12 protein-coding genes and 2 tRNA genes are annotated in these 17,150 nt (G+C 71.1%); 9 read left to right on the forward strand and 5 right to left on the reverse strand.

All coding sequences use genetic code 11. The features are described 5' to 3' along the window. The first annotated feature begins 245 nt into the window (after positions 1-245). The 5 genes from gyrB (at position 246) to ABS735_RS37640 (ending at position 6,060) form a co-directional block, all read left to right on the forward strand. Positions 246-2,306, forward strand: coding sequence for a DNA topoisomerase (ATP-hydrolyzing) subunit B (gene gyrB / locus ABS735_RS37620; RefSeq protein ID WP_373904735.1), 2,061 nt, complete (start codon positions 246-248; stop codon positions 2,304-2,306). Positions 2,307-2,348: 42 nt separating this feature from the next. Beyond that, positions 2,349-4,943, forward strand: a complete 2,595-nt coding sequence (gyrA, locus tag ABS735_RS37625; RefSeq protein WP_373904736.1) for a DNA gyrase subunit A — start codon at positions 2,349-2,351, stop codon at positions 4,941-4,943. Positions 4,944-4,961: 18 nt separating this feature from the next. Next, the gene (locus tag ABS735_RS37630; RefSeq protein WP_373904737.1) at positions 4,962-5,705 is read left to right on the forward strand and encodes a DUF3566 domain-containing protein; all 744 of its coding nucleotides are present in this window, start codon (positions 4,962-4,964) and stop codon (positions 5,703-5,705) included. 111 nt (positions 5,706-5,816) lie between these two features. After that, positions 5,817-5,893 (forward strand) — tRNA-Ile (locus tag ABS735_RS37635). A gap of 92 nt (positions 5,894-5,985) precedes the next feature. Beyond that, a tRNA-Trp gene (locus ABS735_RS37640) sits at positions 5,986-6,060 on the forward strand. Positions 6,061-6,245: 185 nt separating this feature from the next. On the opposite strand, the gene ABS735_RS37645 is transcribed toward ABS735_RS37640, so the two are convergent. After that, on the reverse strand, positions 6,246-10,577 hold the full coding sequence (locus tag ABS735_RS37645) for a WD40 repeat domain-containing protein (RefSeq protein ID WP_373904738.1): 4,332 nt from the start codon (positions 10,575-10,577) through the stop codon (positions 6,246-6,248). A gap of 378 nt (positions 10,578-10,955) precedes the next feature. Continuing rightward, the gene (locus ABS735_RS37650; protein WP_373904739.1) at positions 10,956-11,531 is read right to left on the reverse strand and encodes a hypothetical protein; all 576 of its coding nucleotides are present in this window, start codon (positions 11,529-11,531) and stop codon (positions 10,956-10,958) included. A gap of 177 nt (positions 11,532-11,708) precedes the next feature. Between ABS735_RS37650 and ABS735_RS37655 the strand changes: the two genes are divergently transcribed. After that, positions 11,709-11,921: a ferredoxin gene (locus tag ABS735_RS37655; protein ID WP_373904740.1), complete on the forward strand. Its 213-nt coding sequence runs from the start codon at positions 11,709-11,711 to the stop codon at positions 11,919-11,921. Between the two features lie 80 nt (positions 11,922-12,001). Beyond that, complete coding sequence (locus ABS735_RS37660) at positions 12,002-12,877, forward strand: FkbM family methyltransferase (protein ID WP_373904741.1); 876 nt, start codon at positions 12,002-12,004, stop codon at positions 12,875-12,877. Between the two features lie 105 nt (positions 12,878-12,982). Here the strand turns inward: ABS735_RS37660 and ABS735_RS37665 are convergent, their stop codons facing one another. The 3 genes from ABS735_RS37665 to ABS735_RS37675 all read right to left on the reverse strand — a co-directional run bounded on the left by ABS735_RS37665 (position 12,983) and on the right by ABS735_RS37675 (position 15,149). Then, on the reverse strand, positions 12,983-13,756 hold the full coding sequence (locus tag ABS735_RS37665; RefSeq protein ID WP_373904742.1) for a glycosyltransferase family 2 protein: 774 nt from the start codon (positions 13,754-13,756) through the stop codon (positions 12,983-12,985). Positions 13,757-13,764: 8 nt separating this feature from the next. Further along, a complete protein-coding gene (locus ABS735_RS37670) occupies positions 13,765-14,553 on the reverse strand; it encodes a GntR family transcriptional regulator (protein ID WP_373904743.1) in 789 nt (262 codons plus the stop codon). A gap of 203 nt (positions 14,554-14,756) precedes the next feature. Further along, positions 14,757-15,149, reverse strand: a complete 393-nt coding sequence (locus ABS735_RS37675; protein WP_373904744.1) for a DUF6344 domain-containing protein — start codon at positions 15,147-15,149, stop codon at positions 14,757-14,759. A gap of 338 nt (positions 15,150-15,487) precedes the next feature. Between ABS735_RS37675 and ABS735_RS37680 the strand changes: the two genes are divergently transcribed. Together ABS735_RS37680 and ABS735_RS37685 are read left to right on the forward strand one after the other, a co-directional pair. Then, positions 15,488-15,616, forward strand: coding sequence for a DLW-39 family protein (locus ABS735_RS37680; protein WP_003999697.1), 129 nt, complete (start codon positions 15,488-15,490; stop codon positions 15,614-15,616). A 161-nt stretch (positions 15,617-15,777) separates the two neighbouring features. Continuing rightward, positions 15,778-17,130, forward strand: coding sequence for a hypothetical protein (locus ABS735_RS37685; protein WP_373904745.1), 1,353 nt, complete (start codon positions 15,778-15,780; stop codon positions 17,128-17,130). The last annotated feature ends 20 nt before the right edge of the window (positions 17,131-17,150 follow it).

Genomic DNA, 17,150 nt, shown 5'->3' on the forward strand with positions numbered 1-17,150 from the left:
GACCCCATCCGCATATCGGGAGTCGGACAAGGCTCGTTCAGGGCGGCACATGCGGACTCAGGTACCGGCAAACCCCCATCAGTGTCAGTGGTACCGGTAGAATGGGAGAGAATCCCGCCCCGAACGTGGGGACCGTCCGGGACTAGCTGAGCAACGCTGATCAAGGCTTACCAACGCAACATGCCGCAGCCGCTCCGGCAACCTGCCGACGAGCCCGGCTCGTGCTGTGCCAGAAAGGGCGCTTCGTGGCCGATTCCGGCAACCCCAACGAGAACAACCCGTCCACCGACACCGGCGTGAACGACGCGGTGAGCACCTCGCACGACGAGGTTCCCGCCTCGTACGACGCCAGTGCCATCACCGTCCTCGAGGGTCTGGACGCGGTCCGCAAGCGACCCGGTATGTACATCGGCTCGACCGGTGAACGCGGTCTGCACCACCTGGTGCAGGAGGTCGTGGACAACTCCGTCGACGAGGCGCTGGCCGGTCACGCGGACACGATCGACGTCACGATCCTCCCCGACGGCGGTGTCCGCGTCGTCGACAACGGCCGTGGCATCCCGGTGGGCATCGTCCCCTCCGAGGGGAAGCCCGCCGTCGAGGTCGTGCTGACCGTGCTGCACGCGGGCGGCAAGTTCGGCGGCGGCGGCTACGCGGTCTCCGGTGGTCTGCACGGCGTGGGTGTCTCCGTCGTCAACGCCCTCTCCACGCGGGTGGCGGTGGAGGTCAAGACCGACGGCTACCGCTGGACGCAGGAGTACAAGCTGGGCGTGCCCACGGCGGCGCTGGCCCGGCACGAGGCCACCGAGGAGACCGGCACGACGGTCACCTTCTGGGCCGACGGTGACATCTTCGAGACCACCGACTACTCCTTCGAGACGCTCTCCCGACGCTTCCAGGAGATGGCCTTCCTCAACAAGGGCCTGAAGATCAACCTCACCGACGAGCGCGAGTCGGCGAAGGCCACCGCCGGCGCGGACGAGGCGGGCGAGGACGAGAAGCACGAGGTCAAGAGCGTCTCGTACCACTACGAGGGCGGCATCGTCGACTTCGTGACGTACCTCAACTCCCGCAAGGGAGAGCTGGTGCACCCGACCGTGATCGACCTCGAGGCCGAGGACAAGGACAAGAGCCTGTCCCTAGAGGTCGCGATGCAGTGGAACGGCGGCTACACGGAGGGCGTGTACTCGTTCGCCAACATCATCCACACGCACGAGGGCGGCACCCACGAGGAGGGCTTCCGCGCGGCGCTCACCTCGCTGATCAACAAGTACGCGCGCGACAAGAAGCTGCTGCGCGAGAAGGACGACAACCTCACGGGTGACGACATCCGCGAGGGTCTGACCGCGATCATCTCGGTCAAGCTGGCGGAGCCGCAGTTCGAGGGCCAGACCAAGACCAAGCTGGGCAACACCGAGGTGAAGACCTTCGTCCAGAAGGTCGTCTACGAGCACCTGACGGACTGGCTCGACCGCAACCCCAACGAGGCCGCGGACATCATCCGCAAGGGCATCCAGGCGGCCCACGCGCGCGTGGCGGCCCGCAAGGCCCGCGACCTGACGCGCCGTAAGGGCCTGCTGGAGTCGGCCTCGCTGCCGGGCAAGCTGTCCGACTGCCAGTCGAACGACCCGACCAAGTGCGAGATCTTCATCGTCGAGGGCGACTCCGCCGGCGGCTCGGCCAAGTCCGGCCGGAACCCGCAGTACCAGGCGATCCTCCCGATCCGCGGCAAGATCCTCAACGTCGAGAAGGCGCGCATCGACCGGATCCTGCAGAACCAGGAGATCCAGGCGATGATCTCCGCGTTCGGCACGGGTGTGCACGAGGACTTCGACATCGAGAAGCTCCGCTATCACAAGATCATCTTGATGGCGGACGCCGACGTCGACGGCCAGCACATCAACACCCTGCTGCTGACCTTCCTGTTCCGCTTCATGCGGCCGCTGGTCGAGTCCGGGCACGTGTACCTGTCCCGCCCGCCGCTGTACAAGATCAAGTGGGGCCGGGACGACTTCGAGTACGCGTACTCCGACCGTGAGCGCGACGCGCTGATCGAGATGGGCCGCCAGGCGGGCAAGCGCATCCGTGAGGACTCCGTGCAGCGCTTCAAGGGCCTCGGCGAGATGAACGCCGAGGAGCTGCGCATCACGACCATGGACCAGGAGCACCGTGTGCTCGGCCAGGTCACGCTCGACGACGCCGCGCAGGCCGACGACCTGTTCTCGGTGCTGATGGGCGAGGACGTCGAGGCCCGGCGCGCGTTCATCCAGCGCAACGCCAAGGACGTCCGCTTCCTCGACATCTGAGTCGGTCTCAGCTGACCGCACCAGGAAGGACCTTCACCAGCAATGACCGACGAGAACACTCCTGTGACCACGCCCGAGGGTGACGCCCTGGCGATGCGTGTCGAGCCCGTCGGGCTCGAGACGGAGATGCAGCGCTCGTACCTCGACTACGCGATGTCCGTCATCGTCTCGCGTGCGCTGCCCGACGTCCGCGACGGCCTCAAGCCCGTGCACCGGCGCGTGCTGTACGCCATGTACGACGGCGGCTACCGCCCCGAGCGCGGCTTCTACAAGTGCGCCCGCGTCGTCGGCGACGTCATGGGCAACTACCACCCCCACGGCGACTCCTCCATCTACGACGCCCTGGTCCGCCTCGCGCAGCCCTGGTCGATGCGGATGCCGCTCGTCGACTCCAACGGCAACTTCGGCTCGCCGGGCAACGACCCGGCGGCGGCCATGCGGTACACCGAGTGCAAGATGGCGCCGCTGTCGATGGAGATGGTCCGCGACATCGACGAGGAGACCGTCGACTTCACGGACAACTACGACGGCCGCTCCCAGGAGCCGACCGTCCTGCCGGCCCGTTTCCCGAACCTGCTGATCAACGGTTCGGCGGGCATCGCGGTCGGCATGGCGACCAACATCCCGCCGCACAACCTGCGCGAGGTCGCGGCCGGCGCGCAGTGGTACCTGGAGAACTACGAGGCCTCGCACGAGGAGCTGCTCGACGCGCTCATCGAGCGCATCAAGGGCCCCGACTTCCCGACCGGCGCCCTGGTGGTGGGCCGCAAGGGCATCGAGGAGGCCTACCGCACCGGCCGCGGCTCGATCACGATGCGTGCGGTCGTCGAGGTCGAGGAGATCCAGAACCGCCAGTGCCTGGTGGTCACGGAGCTGCCCTACCAGGTCAACCCGGACAACCTCGCGCAGAAGATCGCCGACCTGGTGAAGGACGGCAAGATCGGCGGCATCGCCGACGTCCGCGACGAGACGAGCTCCCGCACCGGCCAGCGCCTGGTCATCGTGCTGAAGCGGGACGCGGTCGCCAAGGTCGTCCTGAACAACCTGTACAAGCACACCGACCTGCAGACCAACTTCGGTGCCAACATGCTGGCCCTGGTCGACGGCGTGCCGCGCACCCTGTCCCTGGACGCGTTCATCCGCCACTGGGTGAACCACCAGATCGAGGTCATCGTCCGCCGTACGCGCTTCAGGCTGCGCAAGGCGGAGGAGCGGGCGCACATCCTGCGCGGCCTGCTCAAGGCCCTGGACGCCATCGACGAGGTCATCGCGCTCATCCGGCGCAGTGACACCGTCGAGATCGCGCGCGGGGGCCTGATGGACCTCCTGGAGATCGACGAGATCCAGGCCAACGCGATCCTCGAGATGCAGCTGCGCCGCCTGGCGGCCCTGGAGCGGCAGAAGATCGTCCGCGAGCACGACGAGCTCCAGGCGAAGATCAGCGAGTACAACGAGATCCTCGCCTCCCCCGTCCGTCAGCGCGGGATCGTCAGCGAGGAGCTGACCGCCCTCGTCGAGAAGTACGGCGACGACCGCAAGACGAAGCTGATCCCGTACGAGGGCGACATGTCCATCGAGGACCTGATCGCCGAGGAGGACATCGTCGTCACGGTCACGCGTGGCGGTTACATCAAGCGCACCAAGACCGACGACTACCGCGCCCAGAAGCGCGGCGGCAAGGGCGTGCGCGGCGCGAAGCTCAAGGAAGACGACATCGTCAACCACTTCTTCGTGTCGACCACGCACCACTGGCTGCTGTTCTTCACCAACAAGGGCCGTGTCTACCGCGCGAAGGCCTACGAGCTGCCGGACGCCGGCCGGGACGCGCGCGGCCAGCACGTGGCGAACCTGCTGGCCTTCCAGCCGGACGAGACGATCGCCCAGATCCGCGCGATCCGCGACTACGAGGCGGTTCCGTACCTGGTCCTGGCCACCAAGGCCGGCCTGGTGAAGAAGACGCCGCTGAAGGACTACGACTCGCCGCGTTCGGGTGGTGTCATCGCCATCAACCTGCGGGAGCAGGCGGACGGCAGTGACGACGAACTGATCGGTGCCGAACTCGTCTCGGCCGAGGACGATCTGCTGCTGATCAGCAAGAAGGCGCAGTCGATCAGGTTCACCGCGTCGGACGACACGCTGCGTCCGATGGGGCGTGCCACCTCGGGCGTCAAGGGCATGAGTTTCCGCGAAGGGGACGAGCTGCTCTCGATGAATGTTGTTCGAGCCGGTACGTTCGTGTTCACTGCCACCGACGGCGGTTACGCGAAGCGGACCTCCGTCGACGAGTACCGCGTCCAGGGTCGCGGCGGCCTCGGCATCAAGGCCGCCAAGATCGTCGAGGACCGCGGGTCGCTCGTGGGCGCGCTGGTGGTCGAGGAGAGCGACGAGATCCTCGCCATCACACTCTCGGGCGGTGTGATTCGTACGCGAGTCAACGGGGTCAGGGAGACCGGCCGTGACACCATGGGCGTTCAACTGATCAATCTGGGCAAGCGCGATGCCGTCGTCGGCATCGCACGCAACGCCGAGGCGGGACGCGAGGCGGAGGAGGTCGACGGCGATGTGGCCGCCGACGAGACCGCCGAGGGTGCCGCGACCACCGGCACGGACGAGGGTGAGGCGCCCTCGGCCGAGTAGCACGAGGAGAGAGTCATCGTGAGCGGAGCCACGGGCGCCGGATCGGCCGGTACCCCCACGGGTACGGAAACGGGCGGCGGCGGCCGTGGCTCAGCCGCGCGTGCGACGGATTCGCACACGACTCAACTGCGCAAGATCGACGACGGAGCGACCGACTCGCACTCGGGGAGCTCGTCCTCAACGCATGGATCCCAGGGGGGAACTGTGACGGACACCCGAGGCCAGCGGGCTCAGCAGGCGGCCTCGCCGCTGCCGGGAGAGCGGCAGCCCCAGCAGCCCGGCGGGCCCTATCACCCGCCGCAGGCCTACCAGACCCAGGGCGGCAATCAGACCCACGGCGGCAACGCGTCCGCCGTGCGCCGCCCGCGCACCGGCGCCCGCACCACGCCCCGCGTTCGCAAGGCACGCCTGCGGGTGTCGAAGGCGGACCCGTGGTCGGTGATGAAGGTCAGCTTCCTGCTCTCCATCGCGCTCGGCATCTGCACCATCGTCGCCTCCGCCGTGCTGTGGATGGTCATGGACGCCATGGGCGTCTTCTCCACGGTCGGCGGCACGATCTCCGAGGCCACCGGCTCCAACGAGTCCAACGGCTTCGACCTGCAGTCCTTCCTGTCGCTGCCCAACGTGCTGATGTTCACGACGATCATCGCGGTCATCGACGTCGTCCTCGCGACGGCCCTGGCGACCCTCGGCGCGTTCATCTACAACCTGTCCGCCGGCTTCGTCGGCGGCGTGGAGCTGACGCTCGCCGAGGACGAGTGATCCGCGAGTCGTCCGCGCTCTCCGGCCGCGCGACAACCGATTTTGGGACTGCCCGCCTCGTGCGCTAATCTTCAGGAGTCAGCGCGCGGGACATACACCGCAGAGCGCGGCGGGGCTATAGCTCAGTTGGTTAGAGCGCATCCCTGATAAGGATGAGGCCACAGGTTCAAATCCTGTTAGCCCCACCAGCATGAAGACCCCCAGCCGGTATCGGCTGGGGGTCTTCGTCATCTACGGGCTGCCGCCGGCCGGCGTCGGCCGCTACGATCACGGCCACGGGCGGGACGTAGCGCAGTGGTCGACGCGAGCGGTCTCCAGAACCGCGAGGACGCCGGTTCGAATCCGGTCGTCCCGCCCCCTCAAGTGTTCACTGCGCGGGCAGCGGCCGCGACGGGCAGCAAAAGACCCGACCGCTGGCGACGGGGGATGCGCCAGCGGTCGGGCTGTGGCCAAGGCTAACAAGGCCGGATGGCCGGTGGGTGCCGACTGGTCGGTCGGGTGGTGGATATGTGACAGGGGTCACTCATTCGCTGGGATTGATCAGTGGTCGCACGGTGGCTCGTAGTCCAGGCGCGGCAGGTACTCGTGCCACTTCTCCTCGGTCATCACACCCCGCGTGGCGGAGCAGATGCGGTCGATGGCGTCGTCCACGCCCAGGCTCCACAGCCGGACGGTGTCCGTGCCGCTGGAGACCCCGAGCATATGGCGTACGGGGCTGAAGGACAGGAAGTTGCCGGTCTTGGCGTTGGGGCTCATCGCCTGGCCGATGGGGGTGGCCTCGGCGGGGTCGGAGACGCTCCAGAGCCGGACCGTGTTGTCGTTGGCGCCGCTGGCCAGGGTGGCGCCGTCCTGGCTGAACGTCAGCGACACCACCGAGTCGGTGTGTCCGGCGAGCGTGGCCTCGGCTCCGGACGCCTCGCCCGGTTCGGTGACGTCCCAGAGCCGGACCGTGCCGTCGTCGCTGCCGCTGGCCAGGGTGTGGCCGTCGGGACTGTAGGCGAGCACGTTGACGGGCCCGAGGTGCCCGGTACGGGGCGCCTCGAGACGGGTGGCGTGCGCGGGGTCGGTGACGTCCCAGAGGCGTACGGCGTCGTCCGCGCCGCCGCTCGCGAGGGTGTGGCCGTCCGGGCTGAACGCGAGGGTGTTGACGTATCCCGAGTGGCCGGAGAGCGGCTTGCCCAGCCGGCGGGGGCGGGATGGGTCGTCGGTGTTCCACAACTGGACGGTGCGGTCGTCGTGGGCCGTGGCCAGGGTGCGGCCGTCGGGGCTGAAAGCCAGGGTGTCGGGGCCCGCGTAGCGGGTGCGCAGCGCCACGGGCGGTCCGTGGGCCTTGGGTCGGGCCGGGTCCGTGACGTCCCACAGCTGCAGCGCGCGGCCGCCGGCGAGCACCGCGAGCGTGTCGCCGTCCGGGGAGAACGCCAGCGACCGTATGTCGCCCTCCCCCGGTCTGAAGGGGGCGCTCAGCGACACGGGCCGGGCGGGGTCCGTCACGTTCCACAGCCGGACCCTGCCGTCGCGGGCCGCCGTGGCCAGTACGTGCCCGTCCGGACGGAAGGCTCCGATACGGCCGATCATGTCCGACGTCGGCAGCGACCACAGGCGGACCTTGCTGTCGCCGCTGCCGGTGGCGAGGGTGTGGCCGTCGGGGCTGAAGCCGAGGGCGTACATCTCGCCGCTGCCCCCGGCCAGCGGCACGCCGACCTGTGAGGGATAGGCCGGGTCGCTGACGTTCCACAGGCTCGCCGTACTGTCCGCGCTGCTCGCGGCGAGCATGGCGCCGTCGGGGCTGAAGGCCACCGCCCAGATGGGGCCGCTGTGTCCGGTGAGCGGTGCGCCGGCGGGCTTGGCGCGGGCGGGTTCGGTGACGTCCCAGAGCCGGACGGTGTCGTCCGCGCTGCCGCTGGCGAGGGTGCGGCCGTCGGGGCTGAAGGCCACGGAGTGCACCAGGCCGCTGTGACCGTTGAGCGGTTCTCCGGCGGGCTCGGCGCGGGCGGGATCGGTGACGTCCCAGAGCCGGACCTTGTCGTCGTCGCCGCCGGCCGCGAGCGTGTGTCCGTCGGGGCTGAAGGCCACCGAGCGCACCGCCGCGGTGGGGCCGGTCAGGGTGCCGAGCGCCTTGGGGTCGCGAGGGTCGGCCACGTTCCACAGGCGTACGGCGTGGTCGTCGTGGGCGGAGGCCAGGGTGTGGCCGTCCGGGCTGAAGGCGAGCAGGTAGACGGTGCCGCCGTGGCCGGCCTGGGGGGCGCCGAGCGGGCGCGGACGGCTGGGGTCCCGCACGTCCCACAGCCGGAGCGTGCCGTCGTCCGAGGCGCTGGCCAGGGTGCGGCCGTCGGGGCTGAAGACCGCGGTGCTCACCCAGCTGGTGTGCCCGGTGAGGGGCTTGCCGAGCTGCTTGGGCCGGGCGGGGTCCGAGACGTCCCAGAGCCGGACGGTGCGGTCGTAGCTGGCCGTCGCCAGGATCCGTCCGTCGGGGCTGAAGGAGGTGAGGTAGACGGCGCCCGTGTGCCCGAGGAGCGGGGTGGCCAGGGGCGCGTTCACGATCGAGATCAGCCGGTTCCTGACGTCCTCGTCGTCCGGCCGCAGGCGGTGTGCCGCCAGGTCGAGCTGGGCCGACAGCGACGGGTCCGTGTCCTGGACCCGGTCCGCCTCGGCGACCACCTGCTCGAACACGGCGTCGTTGCGCTGCTGCCAGGCGAGCACCGCCGAGCCGACGGCCACCAGGGCCAGGACGACCACCGCCGCCACCGCGGCACGACTGATCATGACGGTGCGCCTGCGCAGCCTGACCGCGGCGGCCAGGAACTCCACCGCGCTGCGGGTCAGCAAGGTGTCGCCGGCCGACTTCGCCCAGCCGCTGGCCTGCGCCAGTCGGGAGCCCCGGTAGAGCAGTGCGGAGTCGCGGTCCGACTCCTCCCAGGCCAGGCCGTCCTCCTCCAGCCGCTGGCGCAGCAGGTTCCCGGCGCGGTCCTCGTCGATCCAGTCGCGCAGCCGGGGCCAGGCGTGCAGCAGTGCCTCGTGGGTGATCTCCACGGTGTCCGCGTCGAGGGTCACCAGCCGGGCCTGCACCAGCGCTTCGAGGGACTCCTCGGTCTTGCCGGGGTCCCCCGACTCCTCGGCCAGCCGGCGTCGCGTACTGCGCCTGCGGGTGGCCTGGGTGTCCTCGCTCAGCCGGACCAGCCTGAGCAGCAGCAGGCGCGCGGCCGTGCGGGCCGCCGGGTCCAGACCGGACCAGGCCCGCTCGGCGGTCGCGGCCACCGCGCCCTGGATGCCGCCGGCCGCGCGGTATCCGGCCAGGGTCAGCCGGCCCGCCTTGCGCCGCTGCCAGGTGGCGAGCAGGGCGTGGGAGAGGAGCGGCAGTACGCCCGCGTCGTGCGCTCCGTCGGTGCTCACCTCGCGGATGATCAGCTCGGCGAGTCCCGGTTCGAGCTCCATACCGACGGCCCTGGCGGGGGCGGTCACCGCCTCGCGCAGTTCCGCGGTGGTCAGCGGCCCGAGCACCATGTGCCGGTGCTGGAGCGCGTCGGCCAGCTCGGGGTACCGCAGGCACTGGTCGTAGAAGTCGGCGCGTACGCCCAGGGTCACCAGCACCGGTGGCGGGCCCCCGTCGGCGCCGGGTACGCAGGCGGCCTGGAGCAGCCGGATGAACAGGCGCCGGTCCGTCTCGTCGGCGCAGAGCGTGAAGAGCTCCTCGAACTGGTCCACGATGACGACCGGACGGGCAGTGGGTGGGGTGGCCGGGGCTGCTTGGGCGTTTTGGGCGTTTCCGATGTGCTGGCCGTGCTGGTCGGGCTGGCCGTGCTGGTCGGGCTGGCCGTGCTGGTCGGGCTGGTCGGGCTGGCCGTCCGGGCTTGTCGAGCCGGTGTGCGTTGCTTGGCCCCTATGGCCTTCGCGACCGCCCCAGTGCCCGTCCGGGCCGTCCGGGCCGTCGGAGCCGCCCGGACCGCCCGGTCCGTCGGAGCCTTCCGGATCGCCCGGATCGCCCGGATTGCCCGAGTCGGCCGGTCCGTCTCGGTCGTCGGCGGACGCCGCCCACGCCGCGAAGGCCGCCCTGGCCGCGTCGTCGGTCCGCGGGCCGCCCGTGTCCCGGGTCTCGACGGCGCCCCGGTCCGCGGCCGCCGTCCTGCGCGCCACCGCTTCCCTCACGGCGCCGACGACCGGCGCGAGCTGCGGTATCAGCCGGGTCAGTTCCCCGAGCGGGTCGGCCCCCGGTACGAGCTGGAGCACCTGCCTGGGCGGACCGTCACCGGCGCTCGGCGCGCCGGCACGCAGGGCGGGCACCAGGCCGGCGTTCAGCAGGGAGGACTTCCCCGCCCCCGAGGCGCCCACGAGCATGACCAGGCCGCCCGTGTCCCGCGTCGCGTGGAGCTGGGCGACGAGGGCCTGCGTGCTCCGTTCCCGCCCGAAGAACCAGCCGGCGTCCTGCCGGCGGTAGGCGGCCAGTCCCCGGTAGGGGCAGACCCCACCGGGGCCCGCGGCCGGCGCCTCGGCAGCGGGCTGATCCTCGGCCGCGGGCGGCGCCGGGCGTTCGCCGGTCGGGTCGGCCAGCGCCCGCTCCCACAGGCGCTGCCACTGGACCAGGTCGTACAGACCGGCGGAGACCGGTACGGGCCGCGCGCGCCGAGCCTGCGGTACGAGTACGTGCAGGACGGCCGCGAGGGCGGGGAACTGGGCGGGCACGTTCTTGGCCCGCCGCCAGTCGCTGATCCGCTGGGCGGAGACCCGTACGGGCCGCCCTCGTTCGTCGACCCGCTGGAGCCGGACGACGGCCTCGGACACGCGTTTGAGGGGAGGATTGCCGGCCTCCCTGTACAGCAGTGCGAGGCGTTCTGCGAAGGCCGTGCGTGCCCCTGAGTCGAAACTCAAGGTCTCCACTCCTTACTTCTTACTTCCCCCGCACCTGGACGTCCGGACCGGAAAACTCACTCTATACGGCTGACCTGCGGCTACAGCGGTTTCCTGGTTCCGGGACCTCCCCGGCGGCGACCACGGATGGCAGGATCGCGTCGCAGTGGCGAGGCGGCCCCGCGGCACCCGGACAGGTCAGCGGCTCGGTACTCGGAGAGCCACCCCATGAGGCCGCATGTTCTCGGTCAGCTTTCGGTGGCTTGTCCCTCCCTGACCCGTCCCAGTCCCGCTACCGCACGAGAAAACGGCGCCGGCATGGTTTGGCACCGGTCCCCACGAGGGGAGGGACCGGAGCCAAACCATGCCGACGCGCACGTGTGAACGGGCAGCGGCAGCCGCCGTGAGTCAGTCCCCGGCGGCCGACCGGCGGTCGGGACGGCGGGCGGGCGGGACCAGCAGATCGCGCTCCGGGTGCTTCTCACCGGTGACGCCGCCCCGGATGCCGAGATCGGCCCTGGCGTCCTCGTGGAAGGCGTTGATGGCACGGAACGCGGCCCGGTGCCGCTCGCGCCACTCCTCCAGGGTGCCGTCGACACGGCCGGTCGCCTGCCAGTCGATCTCGGCGAGCACCGCGTTCAGCTCGTGCCCGGATTCGATGGCGTCGTCCCCGCCGAGCAGCATGACCCGCTCGAAGGCCGACCCCCAGCGGCGGCTCGCCTCCGCCAGGTCGTCGCGGAGGTCCTCCTCGCTCCGGTGGCTGTCGCGCAGTCCCTCCCGCGTCTCGTACAGCGGCACGGAGGCGGCGATCCGCATCTTGGCGGCGTCGACGTACTCCCCGTAGGTGTCGACCTTCTTGTCGTCCCACCGGGTCAGCAGCTGGTTGCGGTTCCTGCTCCGCTCCATCAGGTAATTCGTGACGTGTGTGGTCAGCGCGCCGAGCAGTACGGCCGCGATCGTCACGAGTTGCTCGCCGGTCCCCATACCGTCCCCCAGTCACCACGCCGCACGCCGCACGCCGCACTCCGTGGAAATGCCGGATGATCTTATGAGAGTCGGGGGGACCCGGCCAACAGGCTTGCGGGCAGGGCGGATTCAGCGCGCCGATCGGTGGGAAGGCACGTCGTGAAGGCTCCGACACCGACCGCCGCTGGAGTGCGCATGAGGATCTCCCTCGACCCCGAGCAGTGTTACGGCTCCGGCGACTGCGTCCACCGGGCCCCGTCCGTGTTCACCAAGGTGGACGGCCTCGGTGCCGTCATACCCGGCCGGGAACACGACGTCGACGCCCCGCGGGTGCGGGAGGCGGCCGAGGGATGCCCGTCCGCCGCGATCACCATCACCCGCACGGACACGGAAGAGGCCCGAGGCTGAGCGGCCGAAGCGGACCGAGCGGCTGCGGCGGACCGAGCGTTGCCCTCACGGAGGCCCTGGTCGGCCTCGCCGTCCGGTACGTGCGGCGCGGCCCCGGCACCTTCGGGAAGGCGGCCCTCGCCGAGCGCTGGCTCAACCCGCACCTGCGCGAACACCCTCGCCGGGCCGTAGTCGAAGCGCGCTCCGGTGGCCGGTTCGCCGTGGACACACAGGACCTCATCCAGCGGTACCTGTACCTGTTCGGCGCCTGGGAACCGCACATGACGGGATGGCTGCAGCGCCGGCTGAGGCCCGGGGACGGCTTCGTCGACGTCGGGGCCAACATCGGCGTCTTCAGCGTCCTGGCGGCCCGGCTCGTCGGTGACCGAGGCCGGGTCGTCGCGATCGAGGCGTCCCCCGACCTCCACCGCCGCCTGGCGCGGCACGCCCGGCTCAACGGCCTCGGCAACATCCGCACGCTCAACGCCGCGGTCTCGGACCGCACCAGGACGCTGACCTTCACGCTCGCCAGCTCACGGAACACGGGCGCGAACAGCATCGTCCCGTACGACGGCCCGGTGGAGTCCAGCTTCGAGACGCAGGCCCGGCCGCTGCCGGAACTCCTCGACCAGGCGGAGGTCGCGACCGCCCGGGTGATCAAGATCGATGTAGAGGGCGCGGAGGGGAGCGTCGTGCGCGGTCTCGCCCCGATGCTGGGCGCGCTGCGGCCCGACGCGGAGATCACGGTCGAGGTGGCACCCGAGCGCATGGCCCGGCTCGGGGACCGCGTCGACGACCTGCTGGGGGTGATGCGTGACGCCGGGTTCCACGTCTACCGGCTGGCCAACGACTACGCGCCCGGGAGCTATCCCCCGGCGCTGGTCGGTGAGCCCCGGGCGCCGGTCCGCTGGCGCGGGCCGGTGACCGAGGAGAGCGACCTGATCTTCTCGCGGGTCGACGCCGAGCGGCTGCCCTGAACGGCCGGCACCTGGCTGCCTGTGTCCCTGCCTGCCGCTTGTCCTGCTGCCTGTGTCCCTGCCCGGCGCCTGTCCTGCTGCCTGTTCTCGCGCTTGCCGCCTGTCCTACTGCCTGCTGCCCTCCGGCAGCTGCCACCCGAAGGACGCCAGAGCCCGCGCCCTGGCCTCCACCACCGCCATCCGGGCATCGCGTTCGGCGGGTTCCACATGGGAGGCCTGGCCGGTCTCCTGGCCCTCCCACTTGCGGTAGAGAAGGCCCACCTCCTCCGAGAACCACCCCCGGCTCACGCAGTTGAGCGCCAGCAGCAGGCCGGTGTCCTCGGACGCGGGCAGGGCCATCCAGCCGCCGAGGGCGAGCAGCAGGTCCCGCCGGACCAGGAGGGTCGCCGGATGGACCTGGGCGCGGAAGCCGTTCGCCTTCCAGAAGGCGAGCACCTCGCCGCGCTCGACCGGACCGTGCGACGGGTCGCCGGGGAAGCCGGCCGTCGAACCGTCCGGCAGGAGGTCCAGGACCCGCGAGGTCGCCCACCCGATCGACGGGTCGGCCTCCAGGGCGGCGAGGTCGCGCGCCAGGGCGCCCGGGGTCAGCCGGTCGTCGGCGTCCAGGACCTTCACGTACGCGCCGTCCGCGTGAGCCAGGGCCATGGTGCGTGTCACCCCGGGTCCGCCCTGCCGGCCGTGGCGCCCCTGGTGGAAGAGGACCCGTGGATCGTCGGGCACGTACGGCCGGACGTCCTGCGTGCGGCCGTCCTCCTGGATCACCCAGCGCCACTCCCAGCCGTCGGGGAGCTCCTGGGCACACAACGAGGCGTAGGCCTCGGGCAGGTAGGGGGCGGAGGGGCCGTGGACGGCCGTGACGACGATGACGCGCCGGTTCACGGCGGCACTCACCACCTTTCCAGACGGGTCGTGAAGAGCAGTTCGGTGCGGTCGCCGGGCAGTGTGACGTCCGAGACGTCCACCACCCGGCCCTCGGTGTCGTACGAGGTCTTGCGGAGAAGGATCACCGACGTGCCCGGCGGCAGGTCCAGCGCCGCGGCCTCCTCCGGTGTCGGCGGGCGTGCGGTGAAACGCTCCTCCACCCGGTCCAGTTCGATGCCCACGGTGTGGAGCTGGTGCTGGGTGCCGCCCGGCCAGGGCTCGTTGGCCTCGTCCAGGAGGTCGGGGTTGGCCGCGATCATGTCGCGGACGAGGTAGGAGGTCACGAGGTTGAAGGGGGCGGGCTCGGCCGAGTACCGCGTCCGGTAGGTGCGTTGGAGGAGCACGGTGCCCTCGGGAACGCCGAAGGCATCGGCCAGTTCCCCGGACGCCTCCCGCTCGCGGTACTCCGCGTGGAAGACGAGGTCGTCGGCGCGCAGGCCGGTGTCGCGTTCCGTGGCGCCGGTCTCGGCCCGCGTGGCGAGCGGCCGGCGGGCCCGGTCCTTCTCCCACTGGTGCCGGCGGTTGTCCCGCACCGCCGGAGTGCGGGGGCGCCGGACGAAGGTGCCGAGGCCGTGCCGCCTGTCGATCAGGCCCTCGTCGCTCAGCAGCCGGAGCGCGTTCTGCACGGTGGGCACGCTGCGCCGGTAGTGGTGGGCGAGGTCGGCCTCCGAGGGCAGCCGGTCGCCGGGCTCGCGCTCACCCGCACGGATCGAGCGGCGGAGATCGTCAGCAATCACTTCGTAGGCCTTGGGCACGGTGGCAGGCTACAACTCCTCAAGAGGTCTTGAGGAGTCGGGGCGGGTTCGGCGCGGGATGCGGGGAACCGGCCCGGAACCGCTTGTTCTCGCGTACACACGGCGGCGGCCCGGCTGCTCTGTCGAGCGGCCGGGCCGTTTCTCGCGTGTGGTGCCTGTACGCAGATCGCCGTTGCGTCGGGGTCGGGGGCGGCGCGGTCCGCTCAGCGCTGGAGCGGGATGGTGTGCTGGGCCAGGGTCTCGGCGGTGGCGGTGGTGGTGGCGGTGTCGCACGGAAGGCCGGTGATCGTGGCGGTGGTGGCCGTTGCCGCGGATGCGCCGGTGAGCGGGTGGTGGCGGCAACTGGGTGCCGCGCCGTGCGCCTCGGCGCGGATGCGCTGCTTCATCGTGGGGGGCAGGGACCCGGTTCGGGACCAGGGCCGGGGTGCCGCGGCCGCGGGTGCCGCCTCGGGGGAGGCGCTCTCCGTGTTGCTGTGCGTTCCGGTCTGCGGTACGGCCGCGGCGGCCGTCGTCGTGATGAGTCCGAGCGCCGTGCACAGCGCGAGGAAGGCGGTGACGATGCTGGTCCACAGCGTCAGGACCTTGTTCCGGGCCATGGCCCCTCACTTTCGGGTTGGGCGATTTGCGTACTTTCCTCATGATGTGTATGAGGGTCGCGAAGTGGTGGACCTACGCCCGTGGCGCGTCGATGTTCAGATGAACACCACCCGAATAGCCGCAAGAGGGCGGAAAGGGTGCGCAGACGGGAGGGAGGTGGGCAAAAGTCACCACACGTGAGGGTGTGATCACCCTCCGATCAGAACGGTTTCGTCCGCTTCTAAAGGGTTCCGGCGACGGGCAGTTGACCACCGACGCAGGTCACCGATCGGTATCGGCCGGTGTGTATAGTCGGGCGCCAGAAGTCCCCTACGTCAAGGAAAGACGAGGTCGCGCGGTGAAGAAGCTTCTCCTGGTCGCACTGGCCGCCATCGGCGGGCTCCTCGTGTACCGCCAGATCCAGGCGGATCGCGCCGAGCAGGATCTGTGGACGGAGGCGACTGACTCCGTGCCCACGGGTTCGTGAGTACGACCGACATCCGGTCCTGAGCAGACCCCGGCCGTCGAACGGTCGGGGTTTTGTGTTGCCCTGAGGGGGCACGGTCCGCTCGGGGTGGGCGGCGACAGAGCGACTGAACGACTGAGCGACTGAACGACTGAGCCGGTGAACGCGAGGGGTGGCGGGTCATGGGACGGTGGTGTACGGCTCGGCGGCGCGCCGGAACGGGGCGTGCACGGCCGACAGTGCCCACGCTGCCGACGGTGTTCGCGCGGACGGCCGTAGTGCTCGCCGTACTGGCCACGACCGCCGCCCTGCCCGGCGCCACGGTCCTCGCGGCCGGCTCGGCCGGACCGGACGCCGGGTACGGCTTCGCCGACGACGCCGTGCGGATCGCGGGCGCGAGTGCCACCGCGGACGCCGAAACGCTGGCGGCCGGCTCCACCTACCGCAGCTCCCTGCCGAGGAACGGCACCCTCTACTACCGCCTCGAACTCGACGCGGCCTCCGACGCCTACGTCTCCGTGACCGCCGTACCCGGCGCCGACGGAGACGTCACCGCCGTCGACGGCATCCGGGTCTCCGTGCAGGACGCCGACGGCGGCTCCTGCTCCGTGCACAGCGCGACTTTCGGCGCCGCCCACAGCCCCCGTCCGGTCACCGCCTGGGGCATGCGCGAGATCGACCCCGGCGCCAACCGGTGCCAGGACCCCGGCACCTACTACGTCAGCGTCCAGCGGACCAGGCCCCAGGACTCCCCGCCGGACGACTGGGACCTGGAACTCACCGCCGCCACCGAACCCCGCCCGCGACAGACCGGCGCGACGAGGGCCCCGGAGACCTGGGACTCCGCCTCGCCCGAACCCCTGGCCGGTGAGCCGGAACTCCGGCCGGGCGGCAGCGGATTCGGCCACGCCACCCTCGTCGGGCAGGGGGTTTGGCGCGACGACATCCGGCCCGGGGAGACCCTCTACTACAAGGTGCCGGTCGACTGGGGCCGCCAGGTGTACGCCACCGCCGAACTCGCCGGCTCCGCGGACGCCTCCGGCTATGCCACCGGTGCCCTGCGACTCGCCCTGCACAACCCCGTGCGCGGCGAGGTCGACGACGCCGCCAAGGGCTACACCGGCCGCCGCACCACCGTCGGCCTCGCCCCCCTGCCGCCCGTGGCGTACCCCAACCGGTACGCCACCGCGGGACAGACCGGCGCGCTGCGGTTCGCCGGCGACTACTACGTCGTCGTCCACCTCGCGGCGCAGGTGGCCGAGGACTTCGGCCAGGGCCCGTTCGGACTGACACTGCGCCTGCGACTCGGGGGAGCGGCACAGAGCGGCCCCGAGTACGCGGGGGAGTCCCGGCCGAAGGGCCTCTTCGAGGTCTCCGCACAGGACCGGATCGCCGCACCCGGGAGTGGGAACGGGAGCGCAGCCGCCGGCGACGACGTGGCCATGAAGGCGGTCGCCGTCGGCGGAATCGGAACCGGCAGCCTGCTGCTCCTCGGCCTGGCCGTGTGGACGGCGGCTGCCCGGCGCAGGACCTGAGCCGGACCCTGGCGCGCCGG

Source organism: Streptomyces sp. MMCC 100 (assembly GCF_041538145.2).
Taxonomy (GTDB): Bacteria; Actinomycetota; Actinomycetes; order Streptomycetales; family Streptomycetaceae; genus Streptomyces.

What these genes read in the sequence shown, in the direction of transcription:
- gyrA (WP_373904736.1), top strand. Translation starts at nt 2,349, where the DNA reads ATGACCGACGAGAACACTCCTGTGACCACGCCCGAGGGTGACGCCCTG.
- ABS735_RS37650 (WP_373904739.1), bottom strand. Translation starts at nt 11,531, where the DNA reads ATGGGGACCGGCGAGCAACTCGTGACGATCGCGGCCGTACTGCTCGGC.
- ABS735_RS37655 (WP_373904740.1), top strand. Translation starts at nt 11,709, where the DNA reads ATGAGGATCTCCCTCGACCCCGAGCAGTGTTACGGCTCCGGCGACTGC.
- ABS735_RS37675 (WP_373904744.1), bottom strand. Translation starts at nt 15,149, where the DNA reads ATGGCCCGGAACAAGGTCCTGACGCTGTGGACCAGCATCGTCACCGCC.
- ABS735_RS37685 (WP_373904745.1), top strand. Translation starts at nt 15,778, where the DNA reads ATGGGACGGTGGTGTACGGCTCGGCGGCGCGCCGGAACGGGGCGTGCA.